The organism is Nocardia sp. NPDC050408, from assembly GCF_044458905.1.
GTDB lineage: Bacteria > Actinomycetota > Actinomycetes > Mycobacteriales > Mycobacteriaceae > Nocardia.
The window spans coordinates 137484-150408 of sequence record NZ_JBITIL010000006.1 but is presented as its reverse complement, the minus strand read 5'-3'; the positions used below and the strand labels follow the sequence as shown (position 1 = coordinate 150408).

General features: G+C 65.1%; 11 protein-coding genes and 1 pseudogene. 6 read left to right on the top strand and 6 right to left on the bottom strand.

Going from position 1 to position 12925, the window contains the following annotated elements; genetic code table 11:
• Positions 1–22: 22 nt before the first annotated feature.
• Complete coding sequence (locus tag ACIBJI_RS20080; RefSeq protein WP_364345865.1) at positions 23–859, bottom strand: LLM class F420-dependent oxidoreductase; 837 nt, start codon at positions 857–859, stop codon at positions 23–25.
• 536 nt (positions 860–1395) lie between these two features.
• Here ACIBJI_RS20080 and ACIBJI_RS20075 point away from each other — a divergent pair.
• From ACIBJI_RS20075 to ACIBJI_RS20060, 4 genes are all read left to right on the top strand, one after another.
• The gene (locus ACIBJI_RS20075; RefSeq protein ID WP_364345863.1) at positions 1396–1932 is read left to right on the top strand and encodes a VOC family protein; all 537 of its coding nucleotides are present in this window, start codon (positions 1396–1398) and stop codon (positions 1930–1932) included.
• A gap of 139 nt (positions 1933–2071) precedes the next feature.
• Positions 2072–2440, top strand: coding sequence for a hypothetical protein (locus tag ACIBJI_RS20070; RefSeq protein WP_364345861.1), 369 nt, complete (start codon positions 2072–2074; stop codon positions 2438–2440).
• 231 nt (positions 2441–2671) lie between these two features.
• Entirely contained in the window at positions 2672–4243 is a 1572-nt protein-coding gene (locus tag ACIBJI_RS20065) for a hypothetical protein (protein ID WP_364345859.1), read from the top strand.
• The gene (locus ACIBJI_RS20060) at positions 4240–4881 is read left to right on the top strand and encodes a DUF305 domain-containing protein (RefSeq protein WP_364345857.1); all 642 of its coding nucleotides are present in this window, start codon (positions 4240–4242) and stop codon (positions 4879–4881) included. The genes ACIBJI_RS20065 and ACIBJI_RS20060 overlap by 4 nt, the downstream gene beginning before the upstream one ends.
• Positions 4882–5534: 653 nt before the next feature.
• On the opposite strand, the pseudogene ACIBJI_RS20055 reads toward ACIBJI_RS20060, so the two are convergent.
• A pseudogene (locus ACIBJI_RS20055) lies at positions 5535–5966 on the bottom strand (dynamin family protein); the annotation flags it as partial.
• A gap of 283 nt (positions 5967–6249) precedes the next feature.
• On the opposite strand from ACIBJI_RS20055, the gene ACIBJI_RS20050 reads away from it, so the two are divergent.
• Together ACIBJI_RS20050 and ACIBJI_RS20045 are read left to right on the top strand one after the other, a co-directional pair.
• A complete protein-coding gene (locus ACIBJI_RS20050; RefSeq protein WP_364345855.1) occupies positions 6250–6498 on the top strand; it encodes a hypothetical protein in 249 nt (82 codons plus the stop codon).
• A 46-nt stretch (positions 6499–6544) separates the two neighbouring features.
• Positions 6545–7207 carry a S1 family peptidase gene (locus ACIBJI_RS20045; protein WP_364345853.1) on the top strand — a complete coding sequence of 221 codons (663 nt, stop codon included), beginning with the start codon at positions 6545–6547 and terminating at the stop codon, positions 7205–7207.
• An 11-nt stretch (positions 7208–7218) separates the two neighbouring features.
• On the opposite strand, the gene ACIBJI_RS20040 is transcribed toward ACIBJI_RS20045, so the two are convergent.
• The 4 genes from ACIBJI_RS20040 to ACIBJI_RS20025 form a co-directional block, all read right to left on the bottom strand.
• Positions 7219–7911 (bottom strand): FHA domain-containing protein, encoded by a 693-nt coding sequence (locus tag ACIBJI_RS20040; RefSeq protein WP_396956584.1) that lies wholly within the window; start codon positions 7909–7911, stop codon positions 7219–7221.
• Positions 7912–8155: 244 nt separating this feature from the next.
• Positions 8156–9784 (bottom strand): tetratricopeptide repeat protein, encoded by a 1629-nt coding sequence (locus ACIBJI_RS20035; RefSeq protein ID WP_364345849.1) that lies wholly within the window; start codon positions 9782–9784, stop codon positions 8156–8158.
• Positions 9781–11592, bottom strand: coding sequence for a hypothetical protein (locus ACIBJI_RS20030; protein WP_397085195.1), 1812 nt, complete (start codon positions 11590–11592; stop codon positions 9781–9783). Before ACIBJI_RS20030 ends, ACIBJI_RS20035 begins: the two co-directional genes overlap by 4 nt.
• Entirely contained in the window at positions 11589–12881 is a 1293-nt protein-coding gene (locus ACIBJI_RS20025; RefSeq protein WP_397085193.1) for an ABC transporter substrate-binding protein, read from the bottom strand. Before ACIBJI_RS20025 ends, ACIBJI_RS20030 begins: the two co-directional genes overlap by 4 nt.
• Positions 12882–12925: the final 44 nt, after the last annotated feature.

The window sequence follows — 12925 nt, the reverse complement described above, 5'->3', positions numbered from 1 at the left end:
CGCTACACTCATTGTCAATCTGTCATGGCGCGAGCGTCGGGCCGAGGTACCGGTCGGCGACTTTGGTGATTTCGTCGAGGGCGCGCAGTGTTTCCAGTTCCGGGAGCGTCGGCACGCTGAAGACCAATCGCTCTACCCCGGCCTCGGCATAGCCGTCGATCAGTGCTGAATCGACTGCGGCGAACGCGACGGTGACAGGCACGTCATATCCGTCGAGTCGGGCTAATTGGGCCGGTATCGCGGCGGGATCGGCGACCGCGGCGGGAAGCCACCCGAGGCCGTGGCGGATCGCGCGTTCGGCCGCCGCTTCCGCGCCACCGATGAAGATCGGCGGGTGCGGGGTTTGCATGGGTTTCGGCCAGGCATACATCGGGTCGAAATCGATGAAGCGGCCATGATATTCGGCGACGTCCTCGGTCCAGATCGCTCGGATGGCGTCGAGTTGCTCGTCGAGCAGCGCGCCGCGGGTACGCGGATCGGTACCGTGATCGGCCATCTCCTCGCGGTTCCAGCCCGCGCCGACGCCGAATATGAAGCGCCCGCGCGAGATTCGGTCGAGCGTGGCGACCTCCTTCGCGGTGTGGATGACATCGCGCTGGATCAGCAGAGTGACCCCGGTACCGAGGATCAACCGTTCGGTGACCGCCGCAATCGCGCCGAGGGTGACGAACGGATCCAGTGCGCGGTAGTACTCCCGAGGCAATTCGCCTCCACCCGGGGCCGGAGACTTCCGGCTCGCGGGGATATGCGAATGTTCCGGCAGGAACAACGATTCGAATCCCCGCGCCTCCAGCGCCACACCGAGTTTCGGACCGCTGATTCCCTCGTCGGTAAGGAAGGTGGTAATGCCTATCTTCATGACTCGAATATTCGAACCTTCACATGTATGTGAAGGTCAACCCGAGGCATTGTGAGGTGGAGCACCTTTGCGTTGCATCTCTGCGGCCGCGGCAGTCGCTTCGTCATCGACTCCCTGGCGTTCGATCCCGACCTTCCACTCAGCGGAAGCTGATCAGGGATAGGCCATCCAACCGTTGGTATGAAGATTGCGGCCCAGTCGGCCGGTGCAGCTTTCGCGCGGAGGGGCGCACAGCAGCGCCGCCTACTGATCACAGACGATCGAAGGGAGGAACTGATGCCGAAGCGATACGTGATCCTGGAAATCGCGATGGCAAGTGCGATCGCGACAATCACACGGCTGTTCCAGCGGCCGATTCCGCGCGTGTTTCGGTACCGGATTCACCGCCAGATCGGCAATGGCCAGCGCCCATGACCTTGGCTAACCTGGCCGCAGCACGGTACCGCGAGGTCGTGTACATGCCGACCGGTCCCGATGTAGCCCGCGAACTGCGGGCCTTCGCATCGGTCGAGCACTGAGGAAACGGAGCAACTTTCGTGCCAATCCAGCGCCTGAACCATGCCGTCCTGTTCGTCTCCGATGTGGAGCGCTCGGCCACGTTCTACCACGATGTCCTCGGCTTCCGACAGATCGGCGCAATTCCGGGTGGGGTCTTCCTGCAGGCGGCCGGTTCAGCCAACGACCATGACCTGGGTTTGTTCCGATCCACCGAACCGGCCGCTACGCATCGCACCGGACGGGTCGGGCTGTACCACCTGGCCTGGGAGGTTGACACGCTGCGCGAGTTGGGGCGGGTCAAGGACGCACTGCGGGCGGCGGACGCTCTGAGCGGAGCGTCGAATCATGCGGTCACCAAGTCGCTGTACGGAGCCGACCCCGACGGCATCGAATTCGAGGTGTGCTGGTTGGTGCCGGATGCCGCGATCGAACAGGAGTTGCGAGGTATGACCGCGCCGACCATGCCGCTCGATCTCGCGGCGGAGATCACCCGATATGGTGCGGATACGCCCGGCGGCCAGCGTACGGATCATGCGGTCTGGCAGCGCTTCCTCGCGGGTGAGACTGCCGACTAGCCCGCGCTTAAAATGGGGAACCCATGGAGCGCATCGGCATAGAACATCTCAGCGTCTTCGGCCTGCCACGGACCGAATTCGTCGACCTGGCAGCGGATCTGGGTGTCCAGAACATATTCTCGCGACGGCTCTGGCCGCCGTGCGCCACGTCGGACGTCCCGACTTCCGGTTGCTGATCGATACGATGCATCTGATCCGATCCGGTGCCACCCCGAGCGACCTGGCCACCCTGGATCCGAATCTCATTGGCTACGTTCAGATCTGCGACGTCCCTCGCTATCCGGCCATCCCGGATTACATGGCGGAATCGATGACGGAGCGGCTCGTACCGGGAGCCGGGGAGCTGCCGCTGTTCGAGATCCTCTCCGCGATTCCACCCAGCACCGTGGTCAGTCTGGAGGTTCCGCAACTGACCGAGGCGCGCAGCGGCGTCAGTCATTACGACCGGATCAGGCCGGCTGTCGAAGCAACTCGTGCGCTGTTGGGTCGACTGACAATCGGAGGGTGAGCGCCCCGCCGCGGGATTCGGGGGAAGGTCTTGACTCCAGATGATGCCTCGCGCACACTACCGAGTAGCAACCGGACAGTACAGTCCGGATTGTCGGATCGCACAGCCGCCACCATGGCCGTCGCACCCTCAACGGATTTCCGCAGCCGATCGACGGACCACCAGCCCGCGGCCGACCTGGCATCGACTATCGATCCACACGAAAGGCAACCCTCATAGCCGAGGGCCACCATGACATCATCGTTGCTTCCCCTGGTTCGGCGTTCCCTGGTGACGGCCGCGGCCACAGCTCTGCTGTTGCCGACCGGAATCCTTGCCGCGCAACCGCAGTCGGATATAACCGGCAGCGTTCGAGAAATCTCCGGCCGCACCGATATCGCGGTCGCCCGCGCCGAGTGCGGCCCCGGTTCCGAGCCGGAATCCGAACACCAGGGCGACGTCCCCGCCGCCGACCGGAATGACGGCCGCAGCACCCGCGGCTACCGCTGCAATATGTCGCAGGTCGGCAATTACCCGGGACGCGGCGGGGGTATCTCCTCGGCCAGCTTCGAACATTGCGTCTACGTCGGCACCTTCTTCCCGGGCAACCTGCTGGGGCCCGAACAAGGTGTGCAGGTGCTCGACGTCTCCGATCCCGCCGCGCCGGTGCTCACCGCAACGTTGAACGAACCGGCAATGCTGGCGGGCACCTGGGAAAGCTTGAAGGTCAACGAGACTCGCAAACTGCTCGTCGGCACGGGCGCACCCGTCATAACCGGTGCGGGCCTGCTGTCGGTCTACGACATCTCCGATTGCGCACACCCCCGTCTGCTCAACCCGGGCACCGGAACCAGTCTGAACATGCCACTGCCGATCACCTCACATGAGGGTGGCTTTTCCCCCGACGGCAACACCTACTGGAGCTCGGGCGTCGCCCCGGGCCTGGTCAGCGCGGTCGATCTCACCGATCCGGCCAATCCGCGCGTTATCTGGCAGAACCTGCCCGGATTATCCATGCACGGCTTCGGATTCAGTCCCGACGGGAACACCATGTATCTCGCCAATAACTTCGGCGGACTCATGATCCTCGATATCAGCGCTGTCCAGCGCCGCGATACCGATCCGCAGGTGCGCCAACTGGCCAACATCTCCTGGACCGACGGTTGGGCCACCCAGCACAACATCCCGGTCACATATCGAGGCACACCGTATGTCTTCGCCACCAACGAGGCCGGATCCGGCGGCGTAATGCTGTTCGACGTCTCCGACGCGACGAATCCACGCCTGCGCAACACCATCAAACTCGAGATCGATCTACCCCAGAACGAGGACATCGCAATGGCTTCCGCCGCGGGCGGTTCGCTGTTCGCCTACGACGCGCACTACTGTGCCGCGGATCGGCCCGTCGATCCCACCGCACTGGCCTGCAGCTGGACCTCCTCCGGCATCCGCGTATTCGACGTGCGCGACCCGCTCGCCATCCGCGAGATCGCCTACTACAACCCGCCCGCGCGCACCGGACACAACACCGAGCTGACGAACTCGCCGCATGCACTCGCCTCGATCATCGGGCCGCCGCTGCTCGCGTCGCCGACAGTGGTCCAGACCATATTGCAGGGCCAGTTCGATATGTCCGAGGCCGCCAGTCCGCGCACCGGCATGCTGGCTTTCGGCGATCTGTCCTCGGACTGGTGCTTCTCGGCACCTGAATGGCGTGGCAATCAACTGTGGACCACCTGCGCCGACAGCGGATTCCTGGCGTTGCGACTGGATTCGAGCATCTACACCCCGCCGGCCGATCAGCACTCGACCATGGGCTCATGACCCGGCGAACCTGGATCAGCAGTGCCGCACTCGTCAGCCTGGCCGTACTGCTGCTCGCTGTCGGTGCGGCCATCCGACCGGTGCTGATAACCGATGACAAGGCCGCGCCGCCCGTGCTGAGCAGTACCGAAATCGGCTTCACACAGGATATGGTCGCCCACCACAGCCAGGCACTGCTCATGACGCAGCGGCTCGACTCGGGAGTCGACGGGACGGTACGGGCACTGGCACAACAGATTTCGGACACCCAGCGCACCGAGATCGGAATGTTGCTCGGCTGGCTACGAATGGCCCGCGTGGTCACGATCAATCCGCACCCGATGGCTTGGATGCACACCGACCAACCGAATCTCACGCAACACCAGCACGCGACACCGACCAGCACCGCCGACCACATGCCCGGTATGGCGACCCAGGCCGAACTCGATGCGCTGGCCGCGGCGCGCGGCGCTGACGCGGAAGCGCTGTTCCTGCGACTCATGCAGCGCCACCATGTCGGCGGCATCCAGATGGCCCAAGCCGCCGATCGCCAATTGTCCAGCGGCATAGTCGAACAGGCGGCCCGCGACATGATCGACACCCAGAGCCGCGAAGTCGGCCTGATGATGCTGCTGACGCAGCGCAGCACCCCGAGCTGACCCACCGCAACTTTCAATTCGTCCGCGCGCTGACCGAATTGAATGTCGATGACGCGCTCGAGTTCGCCGATGCCACTGCGTGCGATCAGTTCGTCGACCAGAGCCGCCGAAGCGCTGGTACCGGCCCGTAAACGAGTCAGTGCCATGTTGATTCCGAACAGACCGAGACGTCTGACGAGATGCTTTCGTGCCGCGCAATCAATCGGCAGATAATCGGCACGCTGGAATCGATCGGCCGATAGCATGGCCAATTCCAGGTCGGCCGGTGCGACCGTCGCAAGCTGGCGCAGGGCCACGAACTCGCTCTGTCGAAGAGTTTTCGCGGTAAAGGCGAGCAAACCCGCAACCGGCACGGCCGCCTGACACAGGCCCGTCATTTCCAACTCGCGAGTGAATTCCTTGGCTGCGGCCCGGGCAGAATGCATTGCGTCCGGATGGCCCGCACCGAGTTCGTCCGCCCGCGATAGGACGCCGACAATTCCCAGCGGGCCGGCGTTACCGCCGACGCGCTCCCCGATCTGCCGAATCAGTGCCAGGTCGGAATCGTCGAGAGAACGAAACAGATAGACCACCGCATCGGCTCCGGCCGAGCCGGTATCCGGAGTAAGCAGCCGCAATGTTCGCGCGGAGACGTCCCTCGACAGTGACGTGGTTCCGGGTGTGTCGATGATCGTGGTGCGGGCAAGTCGAGGCAGCGGCCAGTCGACATCGATTCGATCGACCTGCACCGCCATGAGCTTGCCGAGGTCGAAGCTCAGACCACCCTCGGCTCGCTGTATCGGTACATACTCCGACCGGCCGCCCGCGAGCCGGGCGATGACCGTCGGGGTGGCACCGTGCCGGTACCAGGTCACGACGCGGGTGCACTCGGTGGCGTCGGTCGGGGCGATATCTTGGCCGACCAGCGCGTTGAGCAACGTCGACTTTCCGGCCTTGACGGCACCGGCCAATGCGATGCGCAGCGGTTCGTGCAGCCGTCGCGCGCCCTCCTCGAGCGGACCGGTAGCGGACCGGTTGCCGAAGTAGACGCGATGGGCTTCCTCGATGATTCTGTCGACCCTCGTGATCGGCGCCGCGGTGTTCATATCGACACCCGGGTAACCCCGCTCCGGCTGCCGCGAAGCGTCGCCCAGCATGGTTTCACCCATACCGAACATCATCGCGCCACTGCGGCCGCGGTGCCTGCCCAACGCTTCTTTCTCTGCGCTGACCATTGCCGATGGCCCGGGCACGACCCGAGGTCTGAGGGTTTCCAACCCGGGGGAGGATGATCTTCCGCGCCCTCTACGAGGAGAGTTGGTGGTGTTCATGTGTGGGAAGCCTTCGACGGACGAGGCGTCCCTGAAGCACTCAATTGAAGGAACCATCATGAAGAGCACGAAAATTCGCGCAGCCGTAGCGACGGCAGCGCTCGCACCGATGATTGCCCTCGGCTCAGGCGTTGCGACCGCCGATCCCGCGCCGGCCGCTCCTCCGGCGCCGGTCCAAGTGGCGCCCGCTTCAGAACAACTCCCCCAGGCGGCCGATCCCGCCTTCCTGTGGTGGAACCCGTTCCTGTGGTGGGTCTGCTTCGTTCCGCCGATCTTCCCCTTCGGAACGGGCATCTGCCTCGTATGACCTACTCGACGACGGAATAGTTGCAGCTCGAGCGATTGGATAGGACATGTTCAGGAAGTTCGCGAGAGCTGCGGCTGTGCTCGCAGCATGCGCAGCGCTGGCCGGGGTGCAAGTAGGCACTGCGCATGCCGCAGGCCCGTCGGTACTGGGCGGCGGTTCCGGCATTGTCGTCAACGACCAGGGCGTTTGCACGCTCACCACGATCGGGCACGATGCCGCGGGTCGGCTGGTCGGGATCACCGCAGGTCACTGCAATGATGCGGGTAACACGGTGACCGCCGAGGCCAACCGTGACGCCGGCGTCGTCGGCACCTTCGCCTACTCGAACCGCGACATGGACTACGCCGTCATCGCTTTCGATGCGGACAAGGTAGTACCAGTGAATCGCGTTGGTAATACGACGATTACCGGATTGGGCGGTCCGGCGCAGTTCCCGGACGTCGCGTGCAAGGAGGGCTATACCACGGGCCAGACCTGTGGCCTGGCCTACGGAGATCTGGACCAGACCAACACTTGGACCTGGACGCAGATATGTGTCCTTCCCGGTGACTCCGGCGCGCCGGTCGTGGTCGGAACAACGCTCGTCGGCATGGTGAACGGATACCTGCGGGTGCCATGCCTGGGACCGGAGCTCGGCGCGAACATCGCCACCATCATCGACGACATCAACGCGCGCGGTGGCATCGGATCGGGTTTCCATCCGATTTAGCCGCCGAAGGACTACCGTCCGTGGTGATTGACGATCACGCCGCTCTCGAGCGCACGTTCAACCAGAAACATGCGTTTTTTGTTCTGCGGGAAGGATTCGACGTCGAATATTTTGAACAGCGCCCGCATGTGGGTCTTCACCGTAGCCACGCTCAGGCATAGGTCGTGTGCAATCTGCCAGTTCGATGCAGGGTAGGTGAATCCGGTCCGAGCGTCATACGGGCGACACAGTGCCTCGAGAATCAGATATTGAGCGTCGGTCAGCGCACTCCTGGTCGGCAGGGTGCCGTGGGCAATCGTTACTTCATCTTCGGATGAGTGGTCGTCTGTGAAGATGAAAACCGATTTTCCGAAGCGAATGGTATCGCCGGACTCGAGTTTGCGACACCCGTCGACGCGCTCGCCGTTGACGAAGGTCCCATTTGTGGACAGCCCGTTATCGATGACAACCCAGTAGTCGCTCACCCGCTCGATAATGGCGTGCAGGCGCGAGACCGTAGCGTCGGCGGTCACGGTTATGTCGGCGGCCTCCGACCGCCCGATTGTCATGCTGTGCATGTCGCCATCGAGCGGAATCTCGCGCCAATTTCCATAGCCGATCCGGTGGGAGAGAGTGCCACCAACGGCTGACTGTTGCCACGCACCATCGCCTGCGTCTGGATAGGGTCCGTGACGCAGCGCCTGTGGTCCGTATGGCGTGGCCATGATGCGTCGTTCCCAATCCGAGGTACGTCATGAACTGCGGGCACCGCTTTGTATGCTCAGAATGCGCCTTTCCGCCAGTGATTTGTGCCAATTCAACTAACTTGATGCAAAGGGTGGGGGTCCGGTCGTTCCCGGGGTCTGATTCTGCGGGTATTCCAGACCATGGTGCGGTTACCGAATATCGGGTTGATCGTTCGGTCGCGACTATGCCCCCAGGACACCGTGGCAGATCGCTCAGTCGCCGCTATTGCGGATCCGGGGCGGGCAGCGGCCAGCGATCCACCGTATGCAGGGTCGAACCGGCTTGGCGCGCATAGTATTCGGCGTGTAGGGCCTGGGGGTGTAGGCGGCGGGCGGCGGCCAGCCAGCCGCCTGCCTGGCGGAGTACTTCGGTACGGGTGAGCGGGGGGTCGTCACCCAGCAGCAGACCACCGTGTTCAGGGGCGAGAACCACCGCCGATCCGAGGTGCTGCAGGCAGCGGCCGGTACCGAGATCGTCATCGAGCTCGCGGTAGGCGGTTAGTGCGCGTTGCCATTGCCGAAGGGCACGGCGGGGTTCACCGCGGGTCCACCAGAGGACGCCGAGCGTTTCGCGCGTCTGGGCACGGCCGTCGGGGTCGCGGCCGTCGCGGGTCAGCGATTCGGCCAATTCCAGGCGGTCTTGGGCGGCGTCCAGTCGACCTTGATGCAAGTGGACGACGGCCAGGTTGATCAGCGTGCAGACCACTCCGGCCAGATCGGTTCGCGGCAGCAACCACCAGGCAGCTTCCAGTTGTTCGGCCGACTCGGACAGCACCGGCGGACTCGGCGGCTCGGCGTCGAGTCGATGCAGCGCGGAGTAGTGCGACCAGCGCGCGGACAGACTGCTGGATAGGGCACGTGGCCGATATTTCGGCGGACGTCGACGCAGCCGGCCGGCCCGGAGCGCGGTCAGCTCACCACGCAGCGGGAAATCGCCGGGATCGGTGAGGTCACCCAGCGCTCGCGCTACGCCGTTGGCATTCTCGGGCAGGCCCTTGCGGGCATACCAGACGTCGAGGGCGTCCGCGATTCTGGCGAGTTCGTGTACCGCCGCCGTCGGTAACCGCGTTGCCGGAGTCGGGAAGAGTGCGCGCAGATATTCTTCTTCCGCTTCGAACCAGCGTCGCGCACCCTTGGCAAAACGAACCGTTTCCAAGGCGACGGCCCAGCGGTTGGCCCGGTCCGCGTAGTGGTGCAGCAGTGCGGGCAACGCCGCCTGCCAGTGTGGTCCGCGAATGACCTCCGCGGTGGGCGGCAGCCGCGGAGCTTCGCGCAGGCAATATCGGTCGGCGCGGAGGTAGCCGATGATCCCGCGCATTTCGAGGTCCGCCAGCACCAGGGTCGCGGTGCGCCCGTCGGGTGCGGAATCCGCAGGCAACCGCGTCGGCGCTTCGAGGACGGCCGACAGCACCGCGAGCAGAGCGGCCGTCTCGAATTCCTGAACCGGCAGGTCCCGCAGTGCCGCGAGGATGGGCTCGTGATCGAGTTCGGAAAGCTGTCGCGGCGGATCGGGACGGTTTCTGGCGGCGACACGTACCGGCTCGCCGGGCTCGACCAGTTCGGCGATCAGGGCGAGTTCCCTTTCGGTGCGCGCTGTTTCGCGAAACCTGTCGATGCGTCGGTAGGCCACATACGTGCCCGCACCGAGCACGGCGACGATGGCGAGCCCACGCAGCAACCCGCCGATCACCTTGACGACATCGTTGTCGCCGAGTGAGTTGACCACGATATTGCGACCGAGTTCGAGTACCAGCGCCCACGCGACGACCTCCGCGGTGCCGAGAACCCCCTCCCAGATCGACGAGCGCGGCGTGATCTGCTGCGGCGCTTCGTATCCGCGTGGCGCCGTCACGACCGCGTCCCGGCGGTCAATCCCGGTACCAGCCAGCGCCGCCAAGTGGCAAGCAACAGCAGCACGGGCAGCACGGCCGACAGCAGCGACCCGGCCGCGAGTTCCGCGGCGTTCTCGTTGAATTGCCGTGCCTCGCCCCACAACAGCAACGACCAGGGGCTGGCACCCGCGCCGTTCATCATCAGCCCGATGAAGAAGTCGTTCCATACCTGGATGAATTCCAGTACCGCGACCGCGACCACGGCGGGACCCGCCGATGTCAGCAGCCGCCGCGTAACGGTGCCCGGACTGGCCAGCCCGTGCAGCGCCGCCTCGGCCGGACTGTCCGGCGGGGCCAGCATCGCACCGCGCAGGATCAGGATCGCGATCGGCAATCCGGCGGCGGCGTGCACGAAGATCAACGGGATCCTGGTGCCGGACAGGTTGAACGTGTCGATGAACGCATCGAGGGAACCGAGGTAGCTCTGCGCAGGTAGCACCGAAAGGACGACCAGGGACACCACCGCGATCCGCGAGACCACACCCTGCTGGCGCCCGGCGGCCAGGCGATGCGCCACCGGTAGAGCGGCCGCCACCACGACGATAGTCGCCAACCCGGCCACCAGTAACGTCGTCTGCCATGCCGCACGGAAGGATTCGTCGCGCCACATGCCGGTGAGAGCGGAGAGTCCGAATCCCTTGGGGCCGTTCAGACAAACGACAATCAGAACCAGGATCGGCACCAACGCCAACAGCGACACCACGCCGATCCCGATCGCGCGCACCGGACCGATGCGGCGGCTGGCATCCACCGGCGGCGAAACCGCCGTGTGGGTCCGGCCGCCGCGCACACCGGTCCGGGGCAGCCAGGCCACGAAACCGACCAGGACCGCCAACGGCAGCGCGTATGCCGCGGCGACGCCCGCGCTGGGATCGCCGTCGGTGGCCAGCCGCCACCACTGCACCGTCGCACTGTCGAGCTGATACTGCATCGAACCGGGTACGCCGATCAGCACCACATCGAACACCCTGGCCGCCGCCACCCCGACGACCAATCCGAGAATCAGCAGGATCGGGCGCACCAACTCCAGCAGTCGCAGCAGCGGGAAACGCTTACCCTGCCCGTGCAGATAGCCCGACCGCACCGGGTCTGCCTCGATGGCCCGGATATCGGCGCGCAACAACCCGGTCAGAAAGCCGAGCCAGGTCCACAGAAACGCCGAACCGAGCATCAGCGCGAACCAGATCCGGTACCCGCCAACGCTTTCGATGCCGAACCAGGCGGCGAGATGTTGGAAGATTATCCGGAAGGCGACACCGGAGACGAACGCCGAGATACCGAACGGCACGATCAGCGGTGCCCACAATCTGCGCGAATCCCGTGACAGCCAGGCGATGCCGACGGCGACGAGCAGTAGGACCAGACCGAAGACGACCCACAGCATGGTCAGCAGGTACGCCCATCGTCCGTCGCCGGCCAGGGCGTCGGCGAGCAGCCAGAGTCCCAGCGCGGTGAGCACGGCGCAAGCCGCGAGCACCGACAGGCGCGCCCTGCTCAACGATCCTCGCCTGCGGATCAGAGTGAAGGCGACGGCGCCACAGGCAATGAGCATGCAGGACAACACGATTCGTGGACGCGCGGGCACCGCGATCGCCACCGTCCACACCGCGGGCGCCACCAGCAACACCGCGATCAACCCGACCGCGAGTAGACCCGCCCAACCGAGCCAGCGGTGCGGCCGCCCACCCGGTATCAGTGGGCCGCGCATCCGGCGCGTCGCGAGCTCGATGCGCAATCCGTTGGCACGGAAGTCGGCGACACCCGTCATCGGCGGCTCCGCTCGAATCCGTCCAACGCGGCGATCGCGCGATCGATCGCCGCATCCGGCCGCTCGGCGGCACCGTCACCGATCGCGACGAGAAAGTCGGTCAGAATGCGCCACAAACCATTACGGCCGCCCACCGCTCCCAGCTGATCGGACAGATCGAATGCGCTCCACGGGCTCTGCGCACGCGCGATCGGATCCAGCAACGCCGAATAGCGCACGGTAGTCCGAATATTCGGGGCGATGAAGCCGCCGTCGCCCTGAATCCACGGCAGCGGTGCCTCCGGCGCGGCCAGCGCCGTCACCACCTCGTCGGCGTGCGAGCCGGCATATCTGGTCACCACCATGACATCGCCGCCGACAATCCGCGGCCGTTCACCACTGAGGCCGGTGACCGGGAACGGTGCGATACCGACCACCTCCTCGGATCGGCGCCCGGAGACCCGAAGGCTTTCACGGACAACGGGTTCGGCGAAATCGGGTGCGATCACCATGGCGGCGCGACGGTGCTCGAACACCTCTCGAATCGCGTCCGGGAACTGACGGGTCAACGCCACGGCGACACCTCCCGCGATGGCGTGCGGTCGACCCCACAGCCGCGCGAGATTCGCGAACGTTTCGCGCACGGCAGGCCGGTCCCAGACACGATCCTGCGAAGTTGTCGTCAAATCGTCGTAGGTGCGCGCAGATTCGGCGCGCAGCACATTCTCGAAGACATCAGTCAGTACCCAGCCGTCCGCGGCGGCGAGCGCGAGCAACCGCATCGGCGTGCCCGCGAGCACCTCGATCCGGTCGACCCAGTCCGCGATCGTCCAATCGGCGGGGTCGCCGAGGTGATACTTGTCGACGGTCTGCCGGTCGTACCAGACCATCGACTTATCGGCGGCCTTGAACGGCACTCCATACGGTTTTCCGTTGTGGTACAACAGCTGTCGCCACAACTCGGGATACCGCGCCCCTTGGTCGTCGGTCCACAGCGCATCGGGGACCGGCCGAAGCTTACCGTCGTCGACAAGCGCGCGAACCTGACCGGCCTGCGGCAGCAGCACGATATCCGGCGCCGACTTCCCGCCCGCACTGAACGCAGTACCGACCTCGTCGCCCATCGGAATCACATCCACCGATCGCGCGAACGGCATCGGCGCCAACACCTTCCGGAAGGCCGCCAGCTCCGCGCCACTCCACGAGACCCCGATCCGAATCGACGCCGAGTCGCCCCACAACAGCTGCGGCGCACACGCGGCCAGCGGCAGCACCCAACCCGCTTGCAGCAAAGCTCTTCTGGTCCCCATGCTCCCCCAACAGAGCGGAAACGGTGTCGCCGAGGATTATTGCA